Origin of the sequence: Ramlibacter sp. GCM10027632, assembly GCF_042675325.1 — a bacterium.
Classification (GTDB): Bacteria; Pseudomonadota; Gammaproteobacteria; order Burkholderiales; family Burkholderiaceae_C; genus Ramlibacter.
This window is the reverse complement of record NZ_JBHTGW010000007.1, coordinates 74,017-100,400: the sequence shown is the minus strand read 5'-3', so window position 1 is coordinate 100,400 and position 26,384 is coordinate 74,017. Positions and strand designations below refer to the sequence as shown.

Here is a 26,384-nt window from a genome sequence, read left to right as displayed (position 1 = left end):
AGCCACGTCCCCCGCGCCCGCCCATGGCCCACCAGCCCCTGCTCACCCCCGAGGAACTCGCCGCGCTCACCGAGACGATGCGCGAGCTGCCCGTCGCCGAGGGGGACGGCTACAACACCGACCTGGCCGTCCAGCGGCACGACCTGGCCTCCGAGGACAGCAGCCTCGGCGTGAACCTCGTGTCCATCGACATGGTCAACGAGCGCTTCATCCGCCTGTTCCGCCTGGGGATGCTGGAGGTGCTGCGGGTGTCGCCGCGGGTCAACCCGACCCGCGCGCAGATCGTGCGCTTCGGCGACTACCTCAAGGACCTGCGCGCGCCGCTGTCGGTCAACATCCTGCGGGTCAACCCGCTGCGCGGCTACTCGATGGTGGTCATCGAGCCCACCGTCATCTTCAGCTCGCTGGACAGCTTCTTCGGCGGCTTCGGCAAGGGCGTGGGCCAGCTGCCGCCCGGCCGCCTGTTCACCCCCACCGAGACGCGGATCATCAAGCTGCTGCTGCAGATCCTGTTCCGCTCCTTCAAGGAGGCCTGGGCGCCGCTGATGCAGATCGACTTCGAGCACGTGAGCTCGGAGATCAACCCGCAGTTCGCCCAGATCGCCGACGAGAACGACCTGGTGGTGGTCTCGCGCTTCGAGGCCGAGTCCCCGACCGCCGGCTCCGGCGCGATCGACATGGTGATCCCCTACATGTCGCTCAAGCCGATCCGCGACCTCCTGCGCAGCCGCCTGCAAAGCGGCGACGGCAACGAGGAATCCGACAAGGCCTGGCACGACGCGCTGGAGCACGCCGTGCAGGACGCCTCGGTCGAGGCCCATGTCTCGCTGGGCAAGTTGGACATCACCATGCAGCAGCTTCGCAACCTCAAGGCCGGCGACGTGATCCCCTTCCGCAAGCCCGACTACGCGCGCATGTACGTCGCCGACAAGCCGGTGTTCGACGTCGAGGTGGGCTCGGTCGGCACCACCGCCGCCGTCATGGTGGCCCACCCGGTCAAGCCGCCGGCGCTGAACTGATTTTCCAGAGGACGCCCCCATGAGCGACATCCAAGAAGACACCTCCGTCATCGACGGCGGCGACAGCAAGCAGATCCACCCGGACGTGCTGCAGAACATCCCGGTCTCGCTGTCCGTCGAGGTCGGCCGCGCCACCATCAAGATCCGCGACCTGATGCGCCTGACCCAGGGCAGCGTGGTCGAACTCGATCGCATCGCCGGCGAGCCGCTGAACCTGCTGGTGAACAACACCGTCGTCGCCCAGGGCGAGGTGGTGCTGGTCAACGAGCGCTACGGCATCCGCCTGACCCGCGTGGTGCCGGCGAGCGAGCGGCTGGAGTCGCTGTGAGCACCTCCCTGGGCATCGCGCAGTACATCGGCAGCTTCGCGCTGGTCGTGGCCCTGCTGGTCGGCCTGCTGTGGGCGCTCAAGCGCCTGCAGGGGTCGCCGGCCTTCGCGCGCCGCGAGCAGCGCCTGCGCGTGGTCGAGAGCCTGTCCCTGGGCGCGCGCATGAAGGTCGCCCTGGTGCGGGTGGACGGCCGCGAGGTCCTGGTGGGCGTGACGCCCGCGCAGATCACGCCCCTGGGCAGCTGGCGCGCCGCCGGCGACGCCCCGGCCGCCGGCCCGGCGGACACGATGGCCTCCCTGTTCCCGCAGGAGCCGCGCCTGTGAGCCTGCGCGGCCTGACTGCTTCCCGCACCGCCCTGCCCGCCTGCATCGCGCTGGCCGGCCTGGGCCTGCTCGCCTTCGCCCCCGAGGCCTGGGCCGCCGGCAAGGCGGCCGCCGCGGCGGCGGCGCCCGCGGCCGCCCCCGGCCTGCCCGGCGTGACCGTGACCCAGGGCGCCGGCGGCACCCAGTACAGCCTGACCCTGCAGCTGCTGGCGCTGATGACGTCGCTCACGCTGCTGCCCTCGGCGGTGCTGATGATGACGGCCTTCGTGCGCATCATCATCGTGCTGTCGATCCTGCGCCAGGCGCTGGGCACCGGCCAGACCCCGCCGAACCTGGTCCTCACCGGGCTGGCGCTGTTCCTCACGGTGTTCATCATGTCGCCGGTCTTCGACGAGGTGTACCGCAGCGCCCTGGTGCCCTACATGGACGGCAAGGCCGGCTTCGAGCAGGCCCTGGCGGCCGCCGAACAGCCGATCCGCGGCTTCATGATGAAGCAGACCCGCGAGGACGATATCGCGGTGTTCATGGAGATCGCGCGCAACCGCCCGGTGGCCACGCCCGACCAGATCCCCTTCACGACCCTGGTGCCGGCCTTCCTGACCTCGGAGCTGAAAAGCGCCTTCACCATCGGCTTCCTGATCTACATCCCCTTCCTGGTCATCGACCTGATCGTCTCCAGCGTCCTCATGTCCATGGGCATGATGATGCTGTCCCCGATGATGATCTCCATGCCGTTCAAGCTGATGCTGTTCGTGCTGGTCGATGGCTGGTCCCTGATCATGGGCTCGCTGGCCTCCAGCTTCGTGATGCCCTAGGTCCCGGCCCGACCGAACGAACAACCGACAAGCAACTCAGCACAGCGAGGAACGAGATGGATTCAGCCATGGTGGTGGACATCGGCCGGCAGGCCCTGTGGGCGACGCTGGTGGTCAGCGCGCCGCTGCTCGGCGTGGCCCTGGTGGTCGGCCTGGTGGTGGGCGTGATCCAGGCCGCCACCTCGATCAACGAGATGACCCTGAGCTTCATCCCCAAGCTGGTGTGCATCGGCCTGGCGATGCTGCTGTTCGGAAGCTGGATGCTGGCCATGCTGGTGGACTTCACCCGCGGCATCTTCCAGCGCATCCCCGCCCTGTTCGGGTAAGCCGCGCGCGCCGGAGACGCCCCGCATGCAGCTGCTGGCCATCGACATCATGGAACGGTTCTCCACGTTCCTGTGGCCGATGCTGCGCATCTCGGCGCTGATGGTCACCGCGCCGATCTTCGCCAACAGCGCCTTCAACCTGCGCCTGCGCGTGCTGCTGGCCCTGGTGCTGGCCTGGCTGGTCTACCCGCTGCACACCTGGCCGGTGATCGACCCGGCGTCGGCCGCCGGCCTCAAGGAAGTCTTCAACCAGGTCGCCATCGGCGCGCTCGCCGGCCTGGTGCTGCAGGTGGTGGTGGCGGCGCTGGTGGTGGCCGGCCAGATCGTGGCCACGGCCATCGGCCTGTCCATGGCCAGCCTGATGGACCCCAACCTGGGCAACGTGCCCGTGATCTCGCAGCTGCTGCTGGTGCTGGGCCTGCTGGTGTTCGTGGGCTCGGGCGGCCACGCCATCCTGCTGGGGCTGATCCTCGAGAGCTTCCACTCGCTGCCCGTGGGCCGCTCCATCCTCACGCCCGACAGCCTGGGCCTGCTGGTGCGCTGGAGCTCCATGATCTTCCTGGGCGGCGTGCTGGTCGCCCTGCCGGTGATGGTCGCCATGCTGTTCGTCAACCTGGGCGTGGGCGTGATCACCCGCGCCGCGCCCAGCCTGAACGTCTTCGCCGTCGGCGTGCCGGCCTCGCTGGCCGCCGGCTTCCTGATCCTGCTCGTCTTCCTGGGCACCATGGTCGGCCGCACCGAGTGGCTGTGGACCCAGGGCTTCGGCGTCGTGCGCGACCTGCTGGGGGTGCCCCGTGTCTAGCAGCGACTCGCAGGACCGCACCGAGGAACCTACCGCACGGCGCCTGCAGAAGGCCCGCGACGAAGGCCAGGTTCCGCGCTCCACCGAGCTGCCCGGCGCGGCGGTGGTGGTCTCCACCCTGCTGGCGCTCACCCTGGCCGGCGGCTGGCTGGTGCACAAGCTCTCCGCGCAGTTCGCCGCCGGCTTCGTCTTCGACCGCAAGACCCTGGACAAGCCCCTGCTGCTGCCCGCCGCCCTGGCCGAACAGGCCGGCCACGCCTTCCTGCTGGTGCTGCCGGTGATGGGGGTCACGCTGGTCATGGCCATCATCGCCTCGGTCATGAGCGGCGGCCTGCTGTTCGCGACCAAGGCCGTCGCGCCCAACCCGTCCAAGCTGAACCCGATGCAGGGCCTCAAGCGCATGTTCGGCCCGCATGCCGCGATCGAGCTGCTCAAGGCCCTCCTCAAGGTCACCATCGTCGGCGGTGCACTCTGGATGAGTGTGGCCCTGCGCATGGACGACATCCTGCGCATCGGCGCGATGGCGCTGGAGCCCGCACTGGGCCTGGCGGGCAAGGTGATCCTGGAGTCCACCCTGTCGGTGGCCTTCGGCCTGGTCGTCATCGCCGCCCTGGACGTGCCCTGGCAGCGCCACTCGTTCATGAAGCGCATGCGCATGACACGCCAGGAGATCAAGGACGAGATGAAGGACGTCGAGGGCCGCCCCGAGGTGAAGGCCCAGATCCGCCGCCGCCAGCGCGAGATGGCCAACGCCCGCATGCTGCAGCGGGTGAAGGACGCGGACGTCGTCATCACCAACCCCGAGCACTTCGCCGTGGCCCTGGAGTACGACCCCACCGGCGACGGCGCGCCCGTGCTGGTGGCCAAGGGCGCCGACTTCATGGCGGCCCAGATCCGCGCCGAGGCCGGCACGCACGGGATCCACCTGTTCCCGGCGCCCGAGCTGGCGCGTGCCCTGTACTTCACCACCGAGCCCGAGCACCCGATTCCCGAGGCCCTGTACCACGCGGTGGCCCAGGTGATCGCCTACGTCTACAGCCTCGAGGGCGCGCAGCCCGGGCGCCAGGCCATGGCCCGGCCGCTGCCGGTGGTGCCGCGCTCCATGCGCTTCGATGCCGAAGGCCACCGCCTCGACGAGGCCGCCGCCGCGCCGGCCTGACCCCGAACCCCACCATGTCGAACGACCCGAAGAACCCGAACGCCGCGAACGCCGCCCATGCCGGCTACCACAGCGCCCACGACGCCCGCCAGATGCAGGCGATGGCGCGGGCGCTGCTGGAAGGCCGCCGCCCGATCGCCCTGTCCGCCGCCAGCACCGCGACGCTGGAACACTACAGCCGCCTGCTGGTGCGCGACCTGCGCCAGCAGGAGAACGTGCGCATCGTCGCCCACCAGCCCGGGAGCACCGAGCAACTGGTGCAGCAGGTCAATGCCCTGGTCGCCGACGTGCGCGTGGACCACGTGATCGACCGCGGCGCCGCGGCCGGCCGGCCGGTCCACGTGTTCGTGGTGCACGACGGCCCGCAGCTGTCGAACGCCGAGTTCACCCTGCTGCTGCGCCTGGTCAACGACCTGCCCGGCGCCAACCTGCGCATCGTCCTCGTCCAGGACGGCGACACCGACCTCGGCCCGCGCCTGGCCGCCCTGGGCCCGCAGGCGCTGCACTGGCAGATCGGGGGCAAGGCCTCCAGGCCGGCCGCCGCCAGCGAGGCCGCGCGCGTGTCGCTGCAGGAGGCGCTGCGCGAGGCGCCCGGCGCGGCGGACACCGGCGCACTGCCGGCGTGGGCCCAGCCCGCGAGCCAGGCGCCGCGCCGCCGCTGGCGCCTGGCGTTCTGGCGCCGCGACACGGCGGCTGGCGCGGCCCCATCGGCCACGAGATCGGCCACGCGATCGGCCGCGGCAAGCGCCGTGAAGCCGTCCTTGAATCCGTCCGTGAAGCCCGGCGCGAAGCCGGCCGCCCAGGCCGCGCCGAAATCCGCCGCACGTCCGGCCGCGACCGCCGTCGCGAAGGCCGCCGCGAAGTCCGCACCCAAGGCGGCGCCCCGCCGGGAATCACCCAAGGCCCGAAGCAACCGCATGGTGCTGGTGGGCGGCGTCTTCCTCAGCGCCGCCCTCGCCGGCGCGCTGGGCATGTGGCTGCAGATGCACCAGCCGGCCCCGCGCGCGGCGAAGTCGCAGCCCGCTGCGCCGGCCCTGCCTGCCGCCCCGAAAGGCGCCACCCCCTCCACCGCGGCCACGCTGGCCGCCATCGCCCCGAGGTAAGCATGGCCTCCTCCAAGCCGCAGATCATCTCGAACAACCAGCCGCACACCGTCTCGCTGCCCACCGGCAGCACGGTGGCCGCGCGCAAGGCGCCGCGCAAGCCGCCGCCGGCGCCCGAGGTTCCCGAGGTCGCGCCGCCCGAGGCCCGGCCCCTCCCCGCGGCACCCAAGCCCGCCGCGCGCCCGGCCCCCAAGGCCGCACCGAAGGCCGAGAAGCGCAAGGCCGCCGCGCCGCTGCCGCCCCCGCCCGCCCCCGCCGTCGAACAGGTCGGCTTCGGCGCGGACATCATGCAGCGCCTGCAGGGCCTGCGCCAACGCAATGACGAGGTCCGCGCCGCGCTGGACCAGCTGCCGGTGCCCACCGGCGCGAAACGCTGACCGCAGGAGACCGCCATGAACGCACCCGCATCCGTCGCCGAGGCCCCCGCGGCCGAGGCCGCACCCGCCGCCGCGCCCGGCTTCCAGCCCCAGCCCGAGCCGCCGGTGCTGACCGATGCCGCCCCGGACGGCGAGCCCCCGGCGTCCGCAGGCTCCGGCGCCGCCGCCACCGCCAGCCCCGAGGAAGCCGCCGCTGCCGCGGCGGCGGCTCCCGCCGTCGCCGCCGCCCGTACAGCGCTCGACCAGCTCGCCGCCGCCGTGCTCGACGCTGCCGAACTCGCCAACCGCGGCGCGCAGGCCGCGGCCGGCGTGAGTGCCCGGCTGCACGAGGCGACCCAGGAGCTGAACACCGGCCAGCTGAAGTCGCAGAAGCAGATGATGATCATCATGGCCAGCATCGGCGGCGTGATGCTGCTGGCGCTGATGTTCTTCGTGGTCACCGGCATCCGCATGAACAGCCGCCTCAACCAGCTCGACGCCACGCTGCTGGCGGTGGCCAAGCGCGCCGTCGCCCTGAACGAGGGCCTGGAGTCGCTGGAGCAGGCGACCGCCTCCATGGCCAAGCTCACCGAGCAGGTCGACGGCCTGGGCAAGAGCGTGGGCGAGGTGGGCGGGCGCATCGACCAGTCGGTCAAGCAGGCCGAGGCGTTGACGCAGCAGATCCCGGCGAAGACGGCCGAACAGGTCGCCTCCTCCGCCAAGGGGCTGGCGCAGCAGGTCGAGGGCCTGAACTCGCGCCTGCAGGCGCAGGCCAGCGCGGTCCAGGGACTGGGCCGCGAGGTGCAGTCGCTCAAGGCGACGGTCGGCAACGTGGACAAGCTCAATCGCGAGGTTCAGTCGCTGGTGACGCTCCAGCGCGAGCGCTATCTCGAGGCACTGCAGAAGAACGCCGCCGCCACGGCCGCCGCCCAGAACGCGGGGGCCGCCGCGGCCGCCGAGCAGCGCGATCGCCTGTTGCAGTACCCGCGCGTGTCGCCGCCGGCGGCAAGCCCGAACGCGAAGACGAATTGAGGCCGGGGCGCCGGAACCCCGTGAGCGAGGCCGGCGGCCTGCCGGCCGCTGTCCGGCGCGGCGCGGCAACGCACGGCGCAGGCCTCAGCCCGCGCGCAGCTCGTACTTCTGGATTTTCTCGATCAGCGTGGTCCGCTGCAGCTGCAGCAGGCGCGCCGTCTGCGAGACGTTGCCGTTGGTGCGGGCCAGCGCCTGCTCGATCAGGCTGCGCTCGATGCGCACCAGCTGCTGCTTGAGGGGCACGCCCTCGGGCGGCAGGGTCACGATGCCCTGCGCCAGGCAGACGATTTCCTCGACCACGTTGTAGGGCGAGCCCTCCACCGACAGCGCCTCGGCGGCCTGCGCCGGCGCGTTCGCGGCCACCGAGGGTTCGCGCGCGCCTTCGTCCAGCCGGCCCGGGGGCAGCGGGAAGGCCGGTGCCTCGCCACTCGAGCCGATCAGGGTGAACAGGGCATCGTCGGCCGAGTCGTCACGCCCGGCAGCGGGGTCGAACGCGGCGGGCGCCGTGGCAGCCGGCAGCGTCACCGCGGGCTGCGCAGGCGCCGGTGCGAACGGCGTTGCCGAGGGTCCCGCAGCAGCCGGCGCGGCCAGGGCGCGCATGCCCGGCGGCAGCATGGACGGCGGGATCGCCGGCAGCGAGACCGACTGGCCCGGGAACAGCGTGGTGAAGCGGTCCACCAGGTTCGACAGCTCGCGCACGTTGCCGGGCCAGCGGTAGGCGCGCAAGGCGGCGAGCAGGTCCGGCGCGAAGCGGATCGGCTCGAAACCGTCCTGCGCATGGCGCGCGGCGTAGAAGTCCAGCAGGTCGGCGATGTCGTCGGTGCGTTCGCGCAGCGGCGTGGTGTGGCACGGCAGCACGTTGAGGCGGTAATACAGGTCCTCGCGGAAACGCCCGTCGACCACCGCCTGCGCCAGGTCCTTGTGGGTGGCGGCGACCACGCGCACGTCGATGTCCACCGGCCGGGCCGCGCCCACCGGCAGGATGCTGCGGTCCTGCAGCACGCGCAGCAGCTTGACCTGCATGTCCAGCGGCAGGTCGCCGATCTCGTCGAGAAACAGCGTGCCGCCATTGGCCATCTCGAAGCGGCCGATGCGGTCGCTCACCGCGCCGGTGAAGGCGCCCTTGCGGTGGCCGAACAGCTCGCTCTCGAGCAGGTCCCGGGGGATGGCGCCGCAGTTGATCGGCACGAAGGGACCGGACTTGCGCCGGCCCTGCCGGTGCAGCGCCTGGGCCACGAGTTCCTTGCCGGTGCCGCTCTCGCCGGTGATCAGGACCGTCGAATTCGAGGAGGCGAGCACCTTCACCAGGCCGAGCAGCGCCTGCGTGGGCTCACTCTTGCCGATGATGGGGGTGAAGCTGGCAGCCATCCGGTCCTTGAACTTTCAGGGCCGCCCGGGCCGCCAACGCCACCCTTTGGTAGTCGCCGCGACGCGGGCCAGGGCGCCCTGACCAATACTTTTGAAATCGATCTTTCTTACAGTGTCAAACCCATCTCGAGCGAGGGCACACTTAGACCGACGTTATGTCGTGGGACAATATCTCGCTTTTCGGGCTGTTCCACAATCGCATGAAAATGTGGACTGCCTCGCATCGACCCTCTCGCATGACACTCCGGCCCGCCGTACGCGCCGGTCGCACGCCATGAACGCCCTGTTGCTCGAAGACGACCCGGTCTTCGCCTCTGCCCTCACCCGCGCCGTCGCCGCTCTCGGCGACGCCTGGCGCGTGCACGCCTGCCAGGCGGTGTCCGAAGCCCGTGCCCTGGTGGCCGACCCGCACCGCGACCTGCACCTGGCCATCATCGACATGAACCTGCCCGACGGCTCGGGCCTGGATGTCATCGCCGCCCTGCGCCAGGCGCGCCCCGACGTGCCGGCCCTGGTGGTCTCCAGCGTCTCCAGCGAGCAAGGCGTGCTCGCCGCCATCCGGCGTGGCGCCCGCGGCTACCTGCACAAGAGCGAGCCGGTGCGCGCCCTCACCGACGGCATCGCCCAGGTGCTGCAGGGGCACTACCCGATCAGCCCCTCGCTGGCGCGCTACGTGTTCAGCCAGGTCGGCGCCGAGCGCGTCCCCGCCGGCGGCGAGCCCGTGCGGCTCACGCCCAAGGAGACTGAAACCCTCCAATGCATCGCCCAGGGCCTGTCCTACAACGAGAGCGCCCACCGGATGGGCGTGTCGCTGTCCACGGTGCAATCCCACATCCGCAGCCTCTACCGCAAGCTCGAGGTGCGCTCCCAGGTGCAGGCCGTCGAAAAGGCCCGGGGGCAGGGCCTGCTGTGAAGGCGGGCCGTTTCCGGGCGGCGCGGACGCTGCCGCTGTGGCTGCTCGTGGCCGGGCTGCTGGCCGGCCTGCTGGCATGGCTGCCCCTTGCGACGGCGCACCCGGCCTCGCAGACGCCGGCGTCGCTCCTGCGCATCGAGCGCGCCGTCCTCCTCACGCCTGCCGGCTCGCAGCCGGTGGGCCTGCCTCACGTGCTGGACGAGGCGCTGTTCCAGGACGGCGGGCGCAGCGTCACCTTCCGTGTCGTGGTGGACCTGCCACAGCGTCCCGAGGCGCCGCTGGGCCTGTTCATCGAGAAGGCCAGCCTCGCCGGGCGCGTGACCCTCAACGGGCATGACCTGGGCAGCTGCGGCGCCGCCCCCCTGCCCCAGCTTCGCTGCGCCAACCAGCCGCTGTGGCTGAACGCCGGCCCCAGCCTCTGGCGGCAGGGGCCGAACCTGGTCGAGGTCGAGGTCTGGGGCACGAACCTGCAATTGAACGGCCTGTCCGAGGTCATCGTGGGCCCGGCCGAGGAAGTCTGGCGCACGCAGTACCTGCCGCAGCGCCTGCTGCGGGTGACGCTGGCGCAGGCGCTGGCCTGGGCCACCCTGGTGCTCGGCCTGGTGTCGCTGGGCGTGGCCGCGGTGCTGCGCAGCCAGCCGCTGTACCTGTGGTTCGGCCTCGCCGCGGTGCTGCGCGGCCTGGGCGGCATGTACCCCGTGGTCACCACCATCTGGGGCGACCCGCACTGGGTGCACTGGGCCTTCCTGAGCGCGCGCATCTCCGCGGCGGCCCTGACCATCTTGGCGATGCTCGCGCTCTTCGCCCGCCACATGCCGCGCCTGGAGCGCCTGCTGGTGGGCTACGCCATCGCGGTGCCGGCGGTCCTGGCCCTGGGCCGCAGCCAGCCGCAGGTCGTCATCGGGCTCGGCGTGCCGCTGCTGGCCGTGGGCGCGGTCCTGGCCGTGCTGGCCGCGCGCTGGACCTGGCGCTCGCCGAGCTGGCGCGGCCTGCTGCTGATGGCCACGGTGCTGGCGCTGATCGCCACCGGCGCCCATGACCTGTGGCGCCTGAACGACGACGAAGCCTTCACCCGCATCCTGCTGCTGCCCTTCGCCAGCGCGCTGCTGCTGGTGGCCATGGGCGGCGTGATCGTCCGGCGCGTCACGCGCGGGCTGCACACCAGCCAGAACCTCAACGCCATCCTGGCCGATCGCGTCGCCGCCCACGAGGCCGACCTCCTGCGCAAGCACCAGACCATCCTGGCCCTGGAGCGCAACCAGGCCCGCGTGCAGGAGCGCGAACGCTTCCTGCGCGACCTGCACGACGGCCTGGGCTCCAGCCTCTCGGCCACGCGCCTGCGCCTGGACGACGAGATGACGCTGCCCCAGGTGCGCCGCATGATCGACGAGTGCCTCGACGACATGCGCCTGCTGCTGGCCACCTCCGCCGGCGACGGCGACCTCGGCGAGTCGATCGCCGACCTGCGCTGGCGCCTGGAGAGGCGCCGGCTGCAGGGCGGCCCGCAGCTTCGCTGGCACATCGCGCTGGCCGGCTTGCCGCTGCTGCCGGCCAGCCCGCGCCTGCAACTGCTGCGGGTGCTGCAGGAGGCGGCGGCGAACGCCCTGCACCATGCCCGCGCGACGACCATCCGCATCACCGCGCGCTACGAGGCGGACGCCCGCCGCCTGCACCTGGCGGTGGAGGACGACGGCCAAGGCTTCTCCACGCTGCGCCCGCCGGGCAGCGGCGCCGGCGGCCGCGGCCTGGCCAACCTGCGCTACCGGGCCGGCCAGCTGCGCGCGTCACTGGACATCGACAGCAGCCCCTCGGGCACCTGCGTGCGCCTCGCCTGGGACCTGCCGCCCGAGCCGCGCTGAGGCGCGCCAACCCGACTTCCCAAGCAAAAGGGCCCGCATCGCTGCGGGCCCTTTGCCTGTCCTGGGTGGTGGGTGCTGAGGGGCTCGAACCCCCGACCTACGCCTTGTAAGGGCGCCGCTCTACCAACTGAGCTAAGCACCCCACCGTGACCATGATGTTCAGATTGATCAGTTCAGCGCGTCCTTCAGGGCCTTGCCCGGGCGGAACTTCGGCACCTTGGCGGCCTTGATCTTGATGGTGGCGCCGGTGCGCGGGTTGCGGCCGCTGCGGGCGGCGCGCTTGCCGACCGCGAACGTGCCGAAGCCCACCAGCGAAACCGAGCCGCCCTTCTTCAGGGTGGTCTTGACGGCGCCGATCATGGACTCCAGCGCACGGGTGGCGGCGGCCTTGGAGATGTCGGCATGTTTCGCGATGTGCTCGATGAGTTCGGTTTTGTTCACTGGGTCCCCTCGATGAGAGAAAAGTTGATCTTCAGGTTGCCGGCTCAATCATTCCCCGCCCTGCGATTCGCAGGTGTCACATGGGCATCAAGCGGGGGGGCGTCTGGCGCGGTGTCATTCTCTTGCGGACGCCGGATTGATTAGAGCCACGCCCTCCAGCGCTGTCAATACGGCTTCGAGCCATTGGCGCGCGTTGCAAGGGTGCGCATTCTAGCCGCAGGCACTGACTGGAAACTGCACCGCGCGTCCATCGGCGAACGGGCGCGCGGCCAGGCCCGCGGAGTGCCCCGCGGCGGTGCGGATCTGGGGGTCCTCACGAGCGCGGCGCCGGCGCGCGAACGACCAGGCTCACGCCCAGCGCGGTCAGCGTCACGCCCGCGACCGTCGCCACGGTGATCGGCTCCGCGAACAGCACCCAGGCCATGAGCGCGGTGGTCGGCGGCACCAGGTACATCAGGCTGGTCACGCGCGTGGCCGCGCCGCGCTGGATCAACAGGTACAGCAGCGAGCTGCCCCCCAGCGTGAGCGCGAGCACCGACCAGGCGAGCGCGCCGGCCAGTTCGCGGTTGAACCCGCCCCCCGCGGCCACCCACCGCACCGGCTCGGGCTCGAGCAGGGCCAGCGGCAGGGTCACCGCAAAGGCCGCGGCCAGTTGCACGAGGTTGGCGGTGCGCACGTCGCACGGCGCCACGAACCGCTTCTGGTAGAGGGTCCCGGCGGTGATGCTCACGAGGGCGACGAGGGCGCAGGCGAAGTTGAACGGATGCACCTCGCCCAGGCCCAGTTTCTGCCACACCACCAGCACCAGGCCGGCCAGGCCGAAGGCCAGCCCGGCCCACTGGCGCCCGGTGACGGTGCCGCCGCGGCCGGAGATCCACAGCGCGGTGAGCACCGGCTGTAGGCCCACCAGCAGGGCCGCCAGGCCGGCGCCCATGCCGGCCTTCACCGCGGCCCACACGCCGCCGAGGTAGCCCGCGTGCATCAGGATGCCGGTGACGGCCAGGTGCAGCCACTGCCGCCGGCCTTCGGGCCAGGCCGCCCGCGCCAGCGTGGCCCAGGCGACGAAGCAGGCCACCGAGAGCGCGTAGCGCCAACTCAGGAAGGTCATGGGCGGGGCATGCGGCATGCCGTAGCGCGCCACGATGAAGCCGGTGCTCCAGATGGCCACGAACACGGCGGGCATGGCCCGCAGCAGCCAGGCGCGGTCGTCGGTGTCGGTCATGGAGGGCGGTCAGCGCACCCGGCGCCGGATCTCCGGCAGGGCCTTGCGCAGGTAGTACACCATCGACCACACGGTGAGGATGGCGGCCACCCAGATCAGCCAGGCGCCCCACCGGCCGGTGTCGATCACGCCGAACAGGTCGCCGTCGTACAGGAGGAAGGGGATGGCCACCATCTGCACGGTGGTCTTGACCTTGCCGATCATGTGCACCGCCACGCTGCGCGAGGCGCCGATCTGCGCCATCCACTCGCGCAGCGCGGAGATCGCGATCTCGCGGCCGATGATGATGAGGCCGACGAAGACATCGGCCCGGCCCAGGTGCACCAGCACCAGCAGGCTGGCGCAGACCAGGAACTTGTCGGCCACCGGGTCGAGGAAGGCGCCGAAGGAGGAGGTCTGGTTCAGGCGGCGGGCGAGCCAGCCGTCGAGCCAGTCGGTGAGCGCGAAGGCGATGAACATCACCGTGGCCACCAGGTTCTGGAAACGCGGCTCAAGCCCCAGGTAGAACACCCCGACGATGAGCGGGATGGCGATGATGCGCGTCCAGGTCAGGAGGGTGGGAACCGTGAAGAACATGGGCCCGATTCTGGCATGAGCGCGAGGCGCTTCCGGCGCATGAGCGCGAGGCGCTTCCCGCAAGCGCCGCGGCTCAATGCAGCGCCCGGTGGATCTCCTCGGCCAGCGCGCGCGAAACGCCCTCGACGGTGGCCAGGTCCTCGACGCTGGCCGCGGCCACGCCGCGGATGCCGCCGAACCGCTGCAGCAGGCGCGCGCGCTTGCGCGCGCCGACGCCGGGGATCTCCTCCAGCCGGCTGCCGCCCACGCGCACCTTGTCCCGCTTGGCGCGCATGCCGGTGATGGCGAAGCGGTGCGCCTCGTCGCGGATCTGCGCCACCAGCATCAGCGCCGCGGAGTCGCGGCCCAGCCAGACCTTCTCGCGGCCGTCGGCAAAGACCAGTTCCTCCAGGCCGACCTTGCGGCCCTCGCCCTTCTCCACGCCGACGATGACCGACAGGTCCAGCCCGAGCTCGGCGAACACCTCGCGCGCCATGCTCACCTGGCCCTTGCCGCCGTCGACCAGCACCAGGTCCGGCAGGCGGTGGGCGCCGCCGGCCGCAGCGCGCTTCTTCGGCACGGGCGCGCCCGCCGGGAGGCCCTCGGCGCCGGCCGCCCCTTCACGGTCCTGCGCGCCCTCGCCTGCCTCCACGCCCTCGGCAGGCACCGCCTCCGGCACGTCGCGCCCTGCCCCGGCCAGCCGGCTGTAGCGGCGCGTCAGCACCTGGCGCATGGCGGCGTAGTCGTCACCCGGGGTGATGCCGTCGATGTTGAAGCGGCGGTACTCGGCGCTTTGCATCCGGTGGTGGTGGAACACCACGCACGAGGCCTGCGTGGCCTCGCCCGCGGTGTGCGAGATGTCGAAGCACTCGATGCGGAAGTTCTCCAGGTCGTCCGGCTCCAGCTGCAGGGCCTCGGCCAGCGCCCGGGTGCGGGCCTGCTGCGAGCCCTCCTCCGCCAGCAGGCGCGCCAGCTGGATCGCGGCATTCTTCTCGCACATCTCCAGCCAGACCCGGCGCTGTTCGCGCGGCTGGTGCACCGCGCCGACCTTCACGCCGGCCTGCTCGCCCAGCGCCGCCACCAGGGCCTTGGAGACCGGGTGGCTGGTCACCAGCGCCGGCGGCACCGGCACGCCCAGGTAGTGCTGCGCGATGAAGGCCTCGAGCACCTGCACCTCGACCGGCGTGTCGTCGCCGGCGCCGCCCGCGTCGTCCTCGCGCTGGCGCACCGCGGCGGCGTCCTCCACGTGGGAAGGGAAGTACGGCCGGTCGCCCAGGTGGCGGCCGCCGCGCACCATGGCCAGGTTCACGCAGGCGCGGCCGCCCTGCACCTTCACGGCGAGGATGTCCACGTCCTTGTCGCTGGTGGTCTCCACCGCCTGCTGGTGCAGCACCCGCGACAGCGCGGAGACCTGGTTGCGGACCTCCGCCGCCTGCTCGAACTCGAGCCGCTCGGCGTGGGCCATCATGCGTGCCTGCAGCTCGTCGAGCAGCTGCTGCGTCTCGCCGCGCAGGAAGGCCTCGGCGCTGGCGACGTCGCGGTCGTAATCCTCCTTGGACACCAGGCCGACGCAGGGCCCCGAGCAGCGCTTGATTTGATAGAGCAGGCAGGGCCGGGTGCGGTTGGCGAAGACGGTGTCCTCGCAGGTGCGCAGGCGGAACACCTTCTGCAGCAGCTGGATCGACTCCTTCACCGCCCAGGCGCTCGGGTAGGGGCCGAAGTAGCGGTGCCGGCGGTCCACCGCGCCGCGGTAGTAGGCCATGCGCGGGTACGGGTCGGACTCGCCGGAGATGCGCAGGTAGGGGTAGCTCTTGTCGTCGCGGAACAGGATGTTGAACCGCGGGTTGAGCGCCTTGATCAGGTTGTTTTCCAGCAGCAGCGCCTCGGCCTCGGAGCGCACCACCGTGGTCTCCATGCGCGCGATCTTCGAGACCATGTGGCCGATGCGCGTGCCGCCATGGTTCTTCTGGAAGTAGCTGGAGACGCGCTTGCGCAGGTTGCGGGCCTTGCCCACGTACAGCACGGCGCCCTCGGCGTCGAAGTAGCGGTAGACCCCGGGCAGCTGCGGCAGGGCCGCGACCTCGGCCAGGAGTTGCTCGGAATGCGCTTCGGACATGCGGCCTATTATCCGGGCCCATGCTCTGGGACATCTTCTGCCGCGTGATCGACAACCATGGCGACCTGGGCGTGTGCTGGCGCCTGTGCGCCGACCTCGCCGCGCGCGGCGAGCGCGCCCGCCTGTGGGTCGACGAGCCCGCGGCCCTGGCCTGGATGGCGCCGCAGGGCCTCGCCGGCGTGGAGGTGGTGCACTGGACGGCCGGCTCCCCCGCCGCCGAACCCGGCGAGGTGGTGGTCGAGGCGTTCGGCTGCGACCCGCACGAGGCCTTCGTCGCGGCCGTCGCCGCCAAGGCCCGGCGCGAGGGCCGCCAGCCCGCCTGGATCAACCTCGAGTACCTCAGCGCCGAGCCCTGGGTGGAACGCTGCCACGGCCTGGCCTCGCCCGTCATGAGCGGCCCGGCGAAGGGCCTGACCAAGCGCTTCTTCTATCCCGGCTTCACGCCGCGCACCGGCGGCCTGCTGCGCGAGCCCGGCCTGCCGGCGCGCCAGCGCGCCTTCGACCCGGCGGCCTTCCTCGGCGCGCTGGGCCTGCCCGCCGGCGCCGAGCGCCGGGTCAGCCTGTTCTGCTACGAGCCGCCGGCCCTGCCCGCGCTGCTGCGGCAGCTCGGCGAGGCCGGCCTGGCGGGCGGGCCGGTGCGCCTGCTGGTCACCCCCGGCCGCGCGCGCGCCGCGGTCGATGCCGCGCTCGCCGCCCTGGGCGATGCGCCGCGCCCCGCCATCTCCCACCTGCCCGCCCTGCCCCAGCCCGCGTTCGACGAGCTGCTGTGGTCCTGCGACCTGAACCTGGTGCGCGGCGAGGACTCGCTGGTGCGCGCGCTGTGGGCCGGCCGCGCCTTCGCCTGGCACATCTACCCGCAGGACGACGATGCGCACCACGCCAAGCTCGAGGCCTTCCTCGGCTGGCTGCAGGCGCCGCCCTCGCTGCGCGCCTTCCACCAGGCGTGGAACGGCACCGCCGCCGCGACCCTGCCCCCGATCGACCTGCCCGGGTGGACGGCCGCCGCCGTCGCCGCCCGCGAGCGCCTGCTGGCGCAGGACGACCTGCTCACGCAGCTGCTGCGCGCCGCTGCGCCTTCCGCCTGGGCGCCCGCCTGAGCCTGGCGTGGTACTGTCCCTTCCCGTGCCGATGACGCTTCCCGCCCCCCTCCAGCGCCTCGCCCGCGACCGCGCCGCGGCCTGGGCGGTACTGGCCGGCCTCGCCGCCCTCGCCACCTGGGAAGCCGCGGGCCTGGACCTGCCCCTGGCCCGCCTCGCCGGCGACGCCGGCGGCTTTCCCGCCCGCGACCACTGGCTCCTGACCCGCGTGCTGCATGACGGCGCGCGCCTGCTCTCCGCCACGGTCGCGGCGCTGCTGGCCCTGTCCCTGGTGCGTCCCTTCGGCCCGCTGCGCCGCCTGCCGCGCGCGCGCCGCGCCTGGCTGCTGGCCGTGGCGGTGGGCGCCATGCTCGCGGTCAGCGCGATCAAGCGCGTCTCCGCCACCTCCTGCCCCTGGGACCTGCAGGCCTTCGGCGGCAGCCTGCCCTACGTGCCGCACTGGCGGCTGGGGCTGCGCGATGGCGGCGCCGGCCACTGCTTCCCGGCCGGCCACGCCTCGGCGGGCTTCGCCTGGGTGGCGGGCTGGTTCGCCTGGCCGCGCGGCTCGGCGGCCGCGCGCGCCTGGCTGGCCGCCTCGCTGGCCGCGGGCCTGGCGCTGGGCGTGGCGCAGCAGCTGCGCGGCGCGCATTTCATGAGCCACACGCTGTGGACCGCCTGGACCTGCTGGACCTGGGCCTGGCTCCTCGGCGCCTTCCTGCCGGCGGATGGCCATGCGCCTGCTGCTCGTTGAAGACGACCCGATGATCGGCCGCGCGGTGCGCCTGGGCCTGCAGGACGCCGGCTTCGCCGTCGACTGGGCCCTCGACGGCCGCGAGGCGGAACTGGCCCTGGCCCACGACGTCTACGACCTCGCGGTGCTGGACCTGGGCCTGCCCCGCAAGGACGGCATGGTGCTGCTGCGCGAGCTGCGCGCGCGCCGTGACACGCTGCCCGTCATCGTGGCCACTGCGCGCGACGCGGTGAGCGACCGCATCGCCGGCCTCAATGCCGGCGCCGACGACTACGTGCTCAAGCCCTTCGACCTGGACGAACTGGTCGCCCGCATCCGCGCCCTGCTGCGGCGGCGCGCCGGCCATGCCAGCCCGGTGCTGGCCTGCGGCTCGCTGGCGCTCGACCCGGCGCGGCGCGAGGTGCACCTGCGCGGCGAGCCGGTGGCCCTGTCGGCGCGCGAGTTCTCCCTGCTCGAGGCGCTGATGCAGCGCCCCGGCGCCGTGCTCTCGCGCGAGCAGCTGGAGGACGCGGTCTGGGGCTGGCAGCAGGAGGTGGGCAGCAACGCGGTCGAGGTCCACCTGCACAACCTGCGCCGCAAGCTCGGCGCCGAGACCATCCGCAACGTGCGCGGGGTGGGTTACCGGCTGGTGCCGCCGGTGGATGGGCCGGAGCCGGCGCCATGAACGCCGCCTGGAACGGAGAACTGGAGAGGGGAGCCGCATGAGTCCGGGACGATCGATCCACCGCGAGGTGCTGTGGTGGGTGCTGGGCGCCCTCGGCCTGGGCGCGGGCATCCTGATCGCCGCCACCTGGTGGGTGCTGGCCGAGGAGATGGAGGAGGTCTTCGAGGACAACCTCAAGCAGGTGGCCCTGGCCGTGGTCCACCACCACGGGGCCGCGCCCGGCGCGGCGCCCCGGCTGGCCCAGGAGCTGCCCCGGGTCTACGAGGAATTCGGCAGCTTCGAGTTCGTCACCGCGGTCTGGTCGCGCGAGGGGGCGCTGCTGGCAAGCTCCCACCGCGACGTGCGCCTGCCGTTCCACTCCCGCAGCGGCCTGACCCAGGTCCGCGCCAGCGGCGAAAGCTGGCACCTCTACACGATCGTGCTCGAGGACGGCATCGTCCAGGCAGCCCAGCGCGCCAGCGAGCGCGAGATCCTGGCCCGCGAGACCGCGGGCGCGCTGGTGCTGCCGGCCGCGGGGGTGCTGGCGCTGATCGCGGGCCTGGTGACCCTGGCACTGCGCCGCGGCCTGGAGCCGCTGGCGCGCGCCGCCGACGAAGTCGCCGCGCGCAGCGCCGAGTCGCTGCACCCGATCGCGCTGTCCAGCCAGCCGCCGGAGCTGCACCACCTGGTGGGCGCAGTCAACGACCTGATGGCCCGCCTCGGCCACGCGCTGGCGCAGCAGCGGCATTTCATGGCCGACGCGGCGCACGAGCTGCGCACACCCATGACCGCCCTGCGCCTGCAGGCGCAGCTGCTCGAACGCGCCCAGGAGCCGGCGCAGCGCGCCATGGCCCTGGACGAACTGCGCGAAGGCATCGAGCGCACGCAGCGGCTGGTGGAGCGCCTGCTGCAGCTGGCCCGCGTCTCGCCGGACGCGCCGCCCACGCCCGAGGAGGCGGTCGACCTCTCGGCCCTGGTGCGCGACTGCGTCTCGCGCTTCGCCGCGCGGGCCGAGCACGCCGGTATCGACCTGGGCGCGACCAACCAGGCCGCGCCGGTGGTGGCGGGCGACCCGCAGCAGCTGGCGATGCTGCTGGACAACCTGGTGGAGAACGCCCTGCGCCACGTGCCCCGCGGCGGCCGCATCGACGTGGCGGCGGCGCGCGAGGGCGCGGCGCCCTGCCTGCTGGTGAACGACACCGGCCCCGGCATCGCGGCCGAGGAGCGCGGGCGCGTCTTCGACCGCTTCTACCGCGGTCCGCAGGCCTCGGGCTACGGCAGCGGCCTGGGCCTGTCCATCGTGCGGGCGGTGGCGGTGCGCCACGGCGCCCGGGTCGAACTGGGCGATGCGCCCGGCGGCGGGCTGCAGGTCAGAGTGCTCTTTCCGGCCGGCTGACCGGGGGCGCCCCCGCCCCGCCCGGCACCGGGCGGCAGGGCGCGAACAGGTCCTGCTCGCGCTCGTAGGCCGCGGTGCGCACGTCCAGCAGGCCCAGCACCGAGTGGAACAGGTCGTCATGGCCGGTGCGCCGCGTCGCGGCCACGCGGCGCAGGCAGCCCTCGTCCACGCCGAAGGACGCGCGAAAGCCTGGCGACATCCAGGCCACCATCGGCACGCGCAGCTGCACCTCGGGGGCCACGCGGTGCGGCACGCCGTGCAGGTACAGGCCGGACTCGCCGAGCGACTCGCCGTGGTCGGACAGGTACAGCATGGCGGTGTCCCAGCGGTCCTGGCGCGCGCGCAGGAAGTCGATCACCCGGCCCAGGACATGGTCGGTATAGAGCAGCGCGTTGTCATACGCATTGCGGATCTCGGCGGGCGAGCACAGGCGCAGGTCGTCGGACTCGCAGGCCGGCGTGAAGCGGCGGAAGGCGGCCGGGTAGCGGCGGTAGTAGGCCGGCCCGTGGTTGCCGAGCTGGTGCAGCACCACGAACAGGTTGCCCTTCGCGTCGGCCAGGACCCGGTCCATGCCATGCACGAGGATCTCGTCCAGGCACTGGCCCTCGGGGCACAGGCCCTCCACGCCGGCATGGTCCAGGCGGGCCTCGGGCAGGCCCTGGCAGACGCCCTTGCAGCCGGACTGGTTGTCGCGCCACTGCACCTGCAGGCCGGCGCGGGCCAGCACGTGCAGCAGGGACTCGTGGGAGAGGATGCGGTCCTCGTCGTAGCGGCGGCGGCCGAAGGGCGAGAACATGCAGGGCAGCGAGACCTCGGTGGAGGTGCCGCAGGCCCAGGCGTCGGGGAAATTGACCACGCCGCGCGCGGCCAGCTCCGGGGTGGTGTCGCGGGCGTAGCCGTTGAGGCCGAAGTTCTGCGCCCGCGCGGTCTCGCCCACCACCAGCACGAACAGCAGGGGCCGGCGGCGCTGCCCCCAGGATTCGGCGAGCTGCGCGTCGGCTCCCACGGGGATGCGCGCGGCGGCGGTGCGCGGCGTGCGGCCCCAGGCGTTGCCGGCCAGGGCCGCCACCAGGTTGCCCGGGGTGGCCAGGTGTCGCACCTCCTTGCGATTGCGCATCAGGGAGGCGAAGTCGGCGAAGACCGGCAGGATCGCGGCGACCGCGAGCAGCAGGGCCAGCGCCACGCTGGCGCCCCGCCAGGCCGCCGCCTGGCGCCAGGTGCGCGGCGCCAGGCGCGGCCACCACAGGGCAGCGGCCGGCAGCAGGCCGAACACCGCCACATGGGCCGCCATGCGCCAGGACAGCAGCTCGCGCGCCTCGCCGACATGGGTGGCCAGGACGTTGCGCACCATGGCGCGGTCCACGTAGATGGCGTAGCGGTCCATGTACCAGGCGGCGCCGGCCGAGGCCACCAGCAACGCCGCCAGCAGCGGCCGCACCGACCAGCGCGCGGAGACCAGGGCCAGGGCCGCGAAGGACAGGCCGCCCAGGAGGCCGGCCAGGGCCGCGGCGAAGCCCCAGGTGGCGGGGGCGGCCAGGTCGCGCCCGGCCAGGGCGGCGCGCCAGAACGGGCCGTTGGCGGTGGCCAGCAGCCAGGCCACGGACAGCAGGATCAGGGTCTCCACGGACAGGAGGGGACGGCGCGGGGAAAGGGTCATGCGGCGAGGATCGGCCGGCCACCCTTAAGCCCGACTTAAGCCCCGGCCACCCGCGGCACCGTCACCGAAAGAGGCTAAAATAGCGGGCTTTGCGCGGCACGCCGGATATTTCGGGTGGGCTTCGCGCCCCGCCGCCCCCGCCGCGCCCGGAGGGGACCGGAGCCGGTCGATGCGACCGCTGCGCCCGGCCTTCTCCATGCGGACCATGCGGCCTACCCTGACGAACTACTCGCCATGAAAATCGCTCAAGAAATCCGCGCCGGCAACGTGATCATGCAAAACGGCGCCCCCTGGGTCGTCCTGAAGACCGAATACGCCCGCGGCGGCCGCAACGCCGCCACCGTGCGCATGAAGCTCAAGAGCCTGCTGGCCAACCAGGGCACGGAAATCGTGTTCAAGGCCGACGACAAGATGGACCAGATCGTCCTGGACAAGAAGGAGTGCACCTACTCCTACTTCGCCGACCCGATGTACGTCTGGATGGACACCGAGTACAACCAGTACGAAGTCGAAGCCGAGAACATGGGCGACGCCCTGAACTACCTGGAAGACGGCATGGCCGCCGAGGTGGTGTTCTACGAGGGCAAGGCCATCTCCGTCGAACTGCCCACCAGCGTCGAGCGCGAGATCACCTGGACCGAGCCCGCCGTCAAGGGCGACACCTCCGGCAAGGTCCTCAAGCCCGCCAAGATCGCCACCGGCTTCGAGATCGGCGTGCCGATCTTCGTGGCCCAGGGCGACAAGGTCGAAATCGACACCCGCACCGGCGAGTACCGCCGCCGCGTCTGAGGCCCCGCCCTCGGGCGCCTCTGCTACAACAAGGCTCCTTCGGGAGCCTTTTGTCTTTTACGACAGGGCTCCTTCGAGAGCCTTTTATCTTTTACAACAAGGCTCCTTCGAGAGCCTTTTGTCTTTTCGGCGCCCTGCGCCCGCCCGGCATGGACTTCGACTTCGCCCGCATCGCCGTCCCCTTCCGCATGCAGCCCGGGCTGCAGCGGCTGCCTGCGGGCGCCCGCCACCTCACCGCCCTGGACCCGGCCAGCGCCCTGGCCGCCGGCAAGCGCGCGGTGCTCGCGGCCGGCGCCTCGCGCGCCTGCGTGCCGGGCTTCGACCCGCGGCCCGCGCTCGCGGCGATCGCCCGCCAGGCCGCGGCCGAGGGCCTGCCGTTCGAGGGCCCGCTGGAGCTGGCCTTCGAGGAGGACTTCGCGGTGCTCGATGGCGCCACCGGCACCCTGCCCTGGCTGTGCGTGTGCGCGCCCTCGCACTGGGCGCCGGAGGACAAGCTCGGCATGGACTTCGCCGCGGCCCATGCGCCGGTGGGCGATGGCGATCGCCTGCGCGCCGCGGCCGCCAGCCTGGTGGCCCTGGCCACCGGCGGCGAGCGCTGGGAGCGGCATGTCTGGACCGTCAGCCCCTCGGGCCGGCATGACCAGCACCCGCGCCGCCACGCCCCGCCGGCCTGGCCCGCGGACGGCGACCCGCAGGCCTTCGCCGCCGGCTGCTGGCTGCGGGTGGAGCGCCAGACCTTCTTCCCGGTGGGCGGCGGCACGCGCCAGGCCGTCTTCACCATCCGCGTGCAGCTGCAGCCGCTGGCCGAGGCGGTGGACACGCCGGACAAGGCCCGGCGGCTGCATGACAGCCTGGCCTCCATGAGCGAGGCCGTGCTCGCGTACAAGGGCCTGACCGTGGCGCGGCCAAGGTTGCTCGCGTGGTTGGCGCACCGGTTCGGTCCACAATCCGCCCATGCCCTCTCCCCGCAACATCCATGACAGCCGCCTGGCCGATGCCTGGGCCACGCTGAAGGCCCACTCCGATGCCGGCCTGCCCCTGCAGGCCGATGCCAGCCGCCTGGCCTTCGCCGACCCTGAATTCCTCCTGCGCCGCGAGACCCGCGGCATCCGCTTCCAGCTCGAGCTGCTCAAGCCGGACCTGGAGCAGGCCGAGCGCGGCATCGAGAACACCATCGTCGTCTTCGGCAGCGCCCGCATCCGCAGCCAGGAAGAGGCCGACGCCCTGCTCACCGCCGCCGAGGCGGGCGGCGATCCCGTCACCATCGCCCGGGCCCGCACCGCCGCGCGCAACGCGCACTACTACGAGCATGCGCGCGCCTTCGGCCAGCACGTTGCCCGCTACAGCGAGGGCAAACCCGACGCCGACAAGCTGTTCGTCTGCACCGGCGGCGGCCCCGGCATCATGCAGGCCGCCAACCGCGGCGCCTTCGAGGCCGACGGCGTGAGCGTGGGCCTGTCCATCGCCCTGCCGATGGAGGAGACGCCCAACCCCTACGTGCCGCCGCAGCTGTCGTTCAAGTTCCACTACTTCGCGCTGCGCAAGATGCACTTCATGATGCGCGCGAAGGCGCTGGTCGCCTTCCCCGGCGGCTTCGGCACGCTGGACGAGCTGTTCGAGGTGCTGACCCTGGTGCAGACGCGCAAGGCGCGGCAGGTGCCCATCGTCCTGTACGGGTCGGCCTTCTGGAAGCGGCTGGTCAACTTCGAGGTGCTGGTCGAGGAAGGCATGATCTCGCCCGCCGACCTGTCCCTGTTCACCTTCGCCGACGAGCCCGACCAGGCCTGGCGGGCGATCAGCGATTTCTACGGCCTGTGATCGCCGGCGTCGTGGTGGCGCAGGCCCGACGCCAGGCGGGTGCCGCCCGCCAGGACCGCCCCCACCGTCCAGAACAGCCCTGAGGCCCCGATCAGCGTGCCGGCGGCGCCGAACAGCATCGGCATCAGCACGCTCGAGGCATTGATCGCCATCAGCCGCAGGCCCAGGGCCTCGCCTTGCCGATGCTCCGGCGTGATCTGGTGCAGGGTGCTCATGATCATCGGCTGCACCGCGCCCAGCGCCAGCCCCAGCAGCACCGAACAGGCACCCATGGCCAGGGCGGAGGGCATCAGCGGGTAGAGGGCGAAGGCCACCGCCGCGCCCCACATCGCCGCCAGGATCACCTGCCACTCGCGCACCGTCGAGGGAATCAGGGGCAGGCTGGTGCGCACCAGCGCCGCAGCCACCGCGAACGCACCGAGGATGGCGCCGATCACCGAGGCGGAGAGATCCCGCTCATGCCCGAGCACCGGGACGATGAAGGTGTGCACGTCCCACGCCGACGACAGCACCCAGTTCACCACCATCAGGCGCCGGAAGCCCGGCTCGCGCAGCAGGTCCCAGGCCCGCCCGCCCCGGGCGGCGGCCTGCGCCTCGGCGCGCGGCGCCTCGCGGGCGCGGCGGACCCAGAACCAGCAGCCCAGCGGGAACAGGGCCATCACCACGAAGGCGGTGCGGAAGCCGGCATGGTCGATCAGCAGCCCCGCCAGGAAGGGGCCGACGAAGTTGGAGACCGCCGGGCCGATCGACAGCCACGAGAAGGCCTGCCGCAGCTGCAGGGCGCCGCTGGCGGCACGCCCCACGTGGCGCTGCAGGGCGATGACCGCCGCGCCGGTGGCGCCGCCCGTGAGCAGCGCGCCGAGGCACAGCACCGGGAACACCGGCCAGGCGGCCGCCAGGCCCGCGCCCAGGACGGCCGCGGCCACGCTCAGCGCCATCGGCCGCTTCAGGCCGTGGCGGTCGGCGTAGCGGCCGGCGGGCAGCGCCAGGAACACCTGGGTGATCGCGAACATCGCCAGCAGCACGCCCACCGCCGCGGCGCTGTGGCCCTCGCGCAGTGCCAGCAGCGGCATGGCCAGGCGCATGCCCGCCATGGAGGCATGCAGGAAGGTCTGCCCGAGCACCAGGCGGGCCAGGCCCAGGCCGCCGCCGTCGTCCTCAGGCGTCGGCGTCGTCAACGGCGTCCTCGATCCTCGGCAGCACCGCCTGCGCCTCGCCCTCGGGCAGGGCCTCGACCACCTTCAGCGCCCGGCGCATCTGGCGGGTGCGGGTGTCGGCCTTGTCCAGGGTGTCGGCGGCCTTCTGCATCTGGTCCTTGATGCGGGCGACCCAGTCGCCATAGCGCTCGAACTCGGTCTTGACCGCCCCGAGCACCTTCCAGACCTCGGAGGCCTGCTGCTCCAGAGCCAGGGTGCGAAAGCCCATGTGCAGGCTGTTCAGCATCGCCAGCAGGGTGGTCGGGCCGGCGAGGGTCACGCGGTAATCGCGCTGCAGCGAGTCCATCAGGCCGGGGCGGCGCAGCACCTCGGCATACAGGCTCTCCACCGGCAGGAACAGGATGGCGAAGTCGGTGGTGTGCGGCGGGCACAGGTAGGACTCGCAGATCGACTTGGCCTCGGTGCGGATGCGGGTCTCCAGCGCGCGCGAGGCGGACTCGACGCCGGCGGCATCGGCGCGGTCGTGGGCCTCGAGCAGGCGCTCGTAGTCCTCGCGCGGGAACTTGGCATCCAGCGGCAGCCAGACCGGCTCGCCGTCGGCGCTGCGGCCCGGAAAGCGCACCGCGAAGTCGACCCGCTGGCGGCTGCCCGGCTTGGTCTCGACCTGCTTGCCGAACTGCTCCGGCGTCAGCACCTGCTCCAGCAGGGCCTCGAGCTGCACCTCGCCGAACATGCCACGCGTCTTCACGTTGGTCAGCACCCGCTGCAGGTCGCCCACGCCCTGGGCCAGCGACTGCATCTGCCCCAGGCCCTGGTGCACCTGCTCCAGCCGCTCGGCCACCTGCTTGAAGCTCTCGCCCAGGCGGGTCTCCAGGGTGGACTGCAGCTTCTCGTCGACGGTCTGGCGCATCTCGTCGAGCTTGGCGGCGTTGGTCTGCTGCAGCATCGCCAGCTGCGCCTCCAGCGTGCCGCGCACCTCGGCGATGCGCCGGGCGTTGGACTCGCTCAGGGCCTGCAGCTGCGAGGCCAGGGTGTCGCCCAGGCCCTTCTGCAGGAGGGCCAGCTGCTGGCCGAAGGCGTCGATCTGGGCGTTCTGCGTGCGGGTGGCCTCGGCGGACTGGCGGGTGAGCGTCTCCTGGAAGGCGGTGAGCGTGTGCGTCAGTTCCTGGCGCGCGCCGCGCGAGGACTCGCTGACCTCGCGGCGCAGCTCGCGCTCGAGCCGCTCGCTGGCGGACAGCAGTTCGGTGCGCAGGGCGTCCTGCGAGGGCGGCTTGCGCAGCAGCAGCGCCGCCAGCAGGCCGAGGTTGGCCAGCCCGAGGGCGGCCAGGATCCAGGTTTCGGGACTCAACGTCGCTCCAGG

At 72.5% G+C, this 26,384-nt stretch carries 27 protein-coding genes and 1 tRNA gene; 19 read left to right on the top strand and 9 right to left on the bottom strand.

Translation table 11 applies throughout. The features are described 5' to 3' along the window. The first annotated feature begins 23 nt into the window (after positions 1-23). The 10 genes from fliM to ACFQZY_RS12085 are packed head-to-tail and all read left to right on the top strand — an operon-like array spanning position 24 to position 7,263. Positions 24-1,019, top strand: coding sequence for a flagellar motor switch protein FliM (gene fliM / locus ACFQZY_RS12130; protein WP_377416056.1), 996 nt, complete (start codon positions 24-26; stop codon positions 1,017-1,019). A 19-nt stretch (positions 1,020-1,038) separates the two neighbouring features. Then, positions 1,039-1,347: a flagellar motor switch protein FliN gene (fliN, locus tag ACFQZY_RS12125; protein WP_377416054.1), complete on the top strand. Its 309-nt coding sequence runs from the start codon at positions 1,039-1,041 to the stop codon at positions 1,345-1,347. Then, a complete protein-coding gene (gene fliO, locus ACFQZY_RS12120; protein WP_377416052.1) occupies positions 1,344-1,670 on the top strand; it encodes a flagellar biosynthetic protein FliO in 327 nt (108 codons plus the stop codon). Before fliN ends, fliO begins: the two co-directional genes overlap by 4 nt. A 2-nt stretch (positions 1,671-1,672) precedes the next feature. Beyond that, on the top strand, positions 1,673-2,485 hold the full coding sequence (fliP, locus tag ACFQZY_RS12115) for a flagellar type III secretion system pore protein FliP (protein WP_377416328.1): 813 nt from the start codon (positions 1,673-1,675) through the stop codon (positions 2,483-2,485). 56 nt (positions 2,486-2,541) lie between these two features. Then, positions 2,542-2,811 carry a flagellar biosynthesis protein FliQ gene (gene fliQ / locus ACFQZY_RS12110; RefSeq protein WP_377416050.1) on the top strand — a complete coding sequence of 90 codons (270 nt, stop codon included), beginning with the start codon at positions 2,542-2,544 and terminating at the stop codon, positions 2,809-2,811. Positions 2,812-2,836: 25 nt separating this feature from the next. Further along, positions 2,837-3,613 (top strand): flagellar biosynthetic protein FliR, encoded by a 777-nt coding sequence (gene fliR, locus ACFQZY_RS12105; RefSeq protein WP_377416048.1) that lies wholly within the window; start codon positions 2,837-2,839, stop codon positions 3,611-3,613. Next, positions 3,606-4,772, top strand: a complete 1,167-nt coding sequence (gene flhB / locus ACFQZY_RS12100) for a flagellar biosynthesis protein FlhB (RefSeq protein WP_377416046.1) — start codon at positions 3,606-3,608, stop codon at positions 4,770-4,772. The genes fliR and flhB overlap by 8 nt, the downstream gene beginning before the upstream one ends. A 14-nt stretch (positions 4,773-4,786) precedes the next feature. After that, positions 4,787-5,875, top strand: coding sequence for a hypothetical protein (locus tag ACFQZY_RS12095; RefSeq protein WP_377416044.1), 1,089 nt, complete (start codon positions 4,787-4,789; stop codon positions 5,873-5,875). 2 nt (positions 5,876-5,877) lie between these two features. Continuing rightward, entirely contained in the window at positions 5,878-6,252 is a 375-nt protein-coding gene (locus ACFQZY_RS12090) for a hypothetical protein (protein WP_377416042.1), read from the top strand. Between the two features lie 15 nt (positions 6,253-6,267). Continuing rightward, a complete protein-coding gene (locus ACFQZY_RS12085; protein ID WP_377416040.1) occupies positions 6,268-7,263 on the top strand; it encodes a hypothetical protein in 996 nt (331 codons plus the stop codon). Positions 7,264-7,347: 84 nt separating this feature from the next. Here the strand turns inward: ACFQZY_RS12085 and ACFQZY_RS12080 are convergent, their stop codons facing one another. After that, positions 7,348-8,631 carry a sigma-54 interaction domain-containing protein gene (locus ACFQZY_RS12080; protein ID WP_377416038.1) on the bottom strand — a complete coding sequence of 428 codons (1,284 nt, stop codon included), beginning with the start codon at positions 8,629-8,631 and terminating at the stop codon, positions 7,348-7,350. A 274-nt stretch (positions 8,632-8,905) separates the two neighbouring features. Between ACFQZY_RS12080 and ACFQZY_RS12075 the strand changes: the two genes are divergently transcribed. Next, positions 8,906-9,544: a response regulator gene (locus ACFQZY_RS12075; RefSeq protein ID WP_377416036.1), complete on the top strand. Its 639-nt coding sequence runs from the start codon at positions 8,906-8,908 to the stop codon at positions 9,542-9,544. Next, the gene (locus ACFQZY_RS12070) at positions 9,541-11,403 is read left to right on the top strand and encodes an ATP-binding protein (protein ID WP_377416034.1); all 1,863 of its coding nucleotides are present in this window, start codon (positions 9,541-9,543) and stop codon (positions 11,401-11,403) included. Before ACFQZY_RS12075 ends, ACFQZY_RS12070 begins: the two co-directional genes overlap by 4 nt. Positions 11,404-11,469: 66 nt before the next feature. On the opposite strand, the gene ACFQZY_RS12065 is transcribed toward ACFQZY_RS12070, so the two are convergent. The 5 genes from ACFQZY_RS12065 to uvrC form a co-directional block, all read right to left on the bottom strand. Next, positions 11,470-11,545: transfer RNA gene (locus ACFQZY_RS12065), tRNA-Val, on the bottom strand. A gap of 26 nt (positions 11,546-11,571) precedes the next feature. Then, complete coding sequence (locus ACFQZY_RS12060; RefSeq protein ID WP_275697278.1) at positions 11,572-11,844, bottom strand: HU family DNA-binding protein; 273 nt, start codon at positions 11,842-11,844, stop codon at positions 11,572-11,574. A 313-nt stretch (positions 11,845-12,157) separates the two neighbouring features. Then, positions 12,158-13,066, bottom strand: a complete 909-nt coding sequence (locus tag ACFQZY_RS12055; RefSeq protein ID WP_377416032.1) for a DMT family transporter — start codon at positions 13,064-13,066, stop codon at positions 12,158-12,160. Between the two features lie 9 nt (positions 13,067-13,075). After that, on the bottom strand, positions 13,076-13,642 hold the full coding sequence (pgsA, locus tag ACFQZY_RS12050) for a CDP-diacylglycerol--glycerol-3-phosphate 3-phosphatidyltransferase (protein WP_377416030.1): 567 nt from the start codon (positions 13,640-13,642) through the stop codon (positions 13,076-13,078). Positions 13,643-13,715: 73 nt separating this feature from the next. Next, positions 13,716-15,737, bottom strand: a complete 2,022-nt coding sequence (gene uvrC / locus ACFQZY_RS12045; RefSeq protein ID WP_377416028.1) for an excinuclease ABC subunit UvrC — start codon at positions 15,735-15,737, stop codon at positions 13,716-13,718. A 20-nt stretch (positions 15,738-15,757) separates the two neighbouring features. On the opposite strand from uvrC, the gene earP reads away from it, so the two are divergent. Genes earP through ACFQZY_RS12025 form a run of 4 tightly spaced genes read left to right on the top strand, consistent with a single transcriptional unit; the run spans position 15,758 to position 19,603 of the window. After that, complete coding sequence (earP, locus tag ACFQZY_RS12040; RefSeq protein WP_377416026.1) at positions 15,758-16,834, top strand: elongation factor P maturation arginine rhamnosyltransferase EarP; 1,077 nt, start codon at positions 15,758-15,760, stop codon at positions 16,832-16,834. 31 nt (positions 16,835-16,865) lie between these two features. Continuing rightward, positions 16,866-17,564 carry a phosphatase PAP2 family protein gene (locus ACFQZY_RS12035; RefSeq protein WP_377416024.1) on the top strand — a complete coding sequence of 233 codons (699 nt, stop codon included), beginning with the start codon at positions 16,866-16,868 and terminating at the stop codon, positions 17,562-17,564. After that, on the top strand, positions 17,545-18,228 hold the full coding sequence (locus ACFQZY_RS12030) for a response regulator (protein WP_377416022.1): 684 nt from the start codon (positions 17,545-17,547) through the stop codon (positions 18,226-18,228). Before ACFQZY_RS12035 ends, ACFQZY_RS12030 begins: the two co-directional genes overlap by 20 nt. Before the next feature lie 37 nt (positions 18,229-18,265). Beyond that, positions 18,266-19,603 (top strand): ATP-binding protein, encoded by a 1,338-nt coding sequence (locus ACFQZY_RS12025; RefSeq protein WP_377416020.1) that lies wholly within the window; start codon positions 18,266-18,268, stop codon positions 19,601-19,603. On the opposite strand, the gene ACFQZY_RS12020 is transcribed toward ACFQZY_RS12025, so the two are convergent. Next, entirely contained in the window at positions 19,578-21,260 is a 1,683-nt protein-coding gene (locus tag ACFQZY_RS12020; RefSeq protein ID WP_377416018.1) for a phosphoethanolamine transferase, read from the bottom strand. The two genes, ACFQZY_RS12025 and ACFQZY_RS12020, sit on opposite strands and share 26 nt — an antisense overlap. A 234-nt stretch (positions 21,261-21,494) precedes the next feature. On the opposite strand from ACFQZY_RS12020, the gene efp reads away from it, so the two are divergent. The 3 genes from efp to ACFQZY_RS12005 all read left to right on the top strand — a co-directional run bounded on the left by efp (position 21,495) and on the right by ACFQZY_RS12005 (position 23,867). Further along, entirely contained in the window at positions 21,495-22,049 is a 555-nt protein-coding gene (efp, locus tag ACFQZY_RS12015; RefSeq protein ID WP_377416017.1) for an elongation factor P, read from the top strand. Between the two features lie 149 nt (positions 22,050-22,198). Further along, the gene (locus tag ACFQZY_RS12010) at positions 22,199-23,029 is read left to right on the top strand and encodes a heme-dependent oxidative N-demethylase subunit alpha family protein (protein WP_377416015.1); all 831 of its coding nucleotides are present in this window, start codon (positions 22,199-22,201) and stop codon (positions 23,027-23,029) included. Then, positions 23,004-23,867, top strand: coding sequence for a TIGR00730 family Rossman fold protein (locus tag ACFQZY_RS12005; protein WP_377416013.1), 864 nt, complete (start codon positions 23,004-23,006; stop codon positions 23,865-23,867). Before ACFQZY_RS12010 ends, ACFQZY_RS12005 begins: the two co-directional genes overlap by 26 nt. Here the strand turns inward: ACFQZY_RS12005 and ACFQZY_RS12000 are convergent. Then, positions 23,855-25,045, bottom strand: coding sequence for an MFS transporter (locus ACFQZY_RS12000; protein ID WP_377416011.1), 1,191 nt, complete (start codon positions 25,043-25,045; stop codon positions 23,855-23,857). The genes ACFQZY_RS12005 and ACFQZY_RS12000 overlap by 13 nt on opposite strands. Further along, complete coding sequence (locus ACFQZY_RS11995) at positions 25,026-26,372, bottom strand: DNA recombination protein RmuC (RefSeq protein ID WP_377416009.1); 1,347 nt, start codon at positions 26,370-26,372, stop codon at positions 25,026-25,028. The genes ACFQZY_RS12000 and ACFQZY_RS11995 overlap by 20 nt, the downstream gene beginning before the upstream one ends. Positions 26,373-26,384 lie beyond the last annotated feature (12 nt).

Bases quoted from the DNA above. Each gene is read 5' to 3' on its own strand.
- fliM (WP_377416056.1), top strand. From the start codon at position 24: ATGGCCCACCAGCCCCTGCTCACCCCCGAGGAACTCGCCGCGCTCACC.
- fliN (WP_377416054.1), top strand. From the start codon at position 1,039: ATGAGCGACATCCAAGAAGACACCTCCGTCATCGACGGCGGCGACAGC.
- fliQ (WP_377416050.1), top strand. From the start codon at position 2,542: ATGGATTCAGCCATGGTGGTGGACATCGGCCGGCAGGCCCTGTGGGCG.
- fliR (WP_377416048.1), top strand. From the start codon at position 2,837: ATGCAGCTGCTGGCCATCGACATCATGGAACGGTTCTCCACGTTCCTG.
- ACFQZY_RS12095 (WP_377416044.1), top strand. From the start codon at position 4,787: ATGTCGAACGACCCGAAGAACCCGAACGCCGCGAACGCCGCCCATGCC.
- ACFQZY_RS12090 (WP_377416042.1), top strand. From the start codon at position 5,878: ATGGCCTCCTCCAAGCCGCAGATCATCTCGAACAACCAGCCGCACACC.
- ACFQZY_RS12085 (WP_377416040.1), top strand. From the start codon at position 6,268: ATGAACGCACCCGCATCCGTCGCCGAGGCCCCCGCGGCCGAGGCCGCA.
- ACFQZY_RS12080 (WP_377416038.1), bottom strand. From the start codon at position 8,631: ATGGCTGCCAGCTTCACCCCCATCATCGGCAAGAGTGAGCCCACGCAG.
- ACFQZY_RS12075 (WP_377416036.1), top strand. From the start codon at position 8,906: ATGAACGCCCTGTTGCTCGAAGACGACCCGGTCTTCGCCTCTGCCCTC.
- ACFQZY_RS12055 (WP_377416032.1), bottom strand. From the start codon at position 13,066: ATGACCGACACCGACGACCGCGCCTGGCTGCTGCGGGCCATGCCCGCC.
- pgsA (WP_377416030.1), bottom strand. From the start codon at position 13,642: ATGTTCTTCACGGTTCCCACCCTCCTGACCTGGACGCGCATCATCGCC.
- uvrC (WP_377416028.1), bottom strand. From the start codon at position 15,737: ATGTCCGAAGCGCATTCCGAGCAACTCCTGGCCGAGGTCGCGGCCCTG.
- earP (WP_377416026.1), top strand. From the start codon at position 15,758: ATGCTCTGGGACATCTTCTGCCGCGTGATCGACAACCATGGCGACCTG.
- ACFQZY_RS12035 (WP_377416024.1), top strand. From the start codon at position 16,866: ATGACGCTTCCCGCCCCCCTCCAGCGCCTCGCCCGCGACCGCGCCGCG.
- ACFQZY_RS12030 (WP_377416022.1), top strand. From the start codon at position 17,545: ATGCGCCTGCTGCTCGTTGAAGACGACCCGATGATCGGCCGCGCGGTG.
- ACFQZY_RS12025 (WP_377416020.1), top strand. From the start codon at position 18,266: ATGAGTCCGGGACGATCGATCCACCGCGAGGTGCTGTGGTGGGTGCTG.
- ACFQZY_RS12020 (WP_377416018.1), bottom strand. From the start codon at position 21,260: ATGACCCTTTCCCCGCGCCGTCCCCTCCTGTCCGTGGAGACCCTGATC.
- efp (WP_377416017.1), top strand. From the start codon at position 21,495: ATGAAAATCGCTCAAGAAATCCGCGCCGGCAACGTGATCATGCAAAAC.
- ACFQZY_RS12010 (WP_377416015.1), top strand. From the start codon at position 22,199: ATGGACTTCGACTTCGCCCGCATCGCCGTCCCCTTCCGCATGCAGCCC.
- ACFQZY_RS12005 (WP_377416013.1), top strand. From the start codon at position 23,004: ATGCCCTCTCCCCGCAACATCCATGACAGCCGCCTGGCCGATGCCTGG.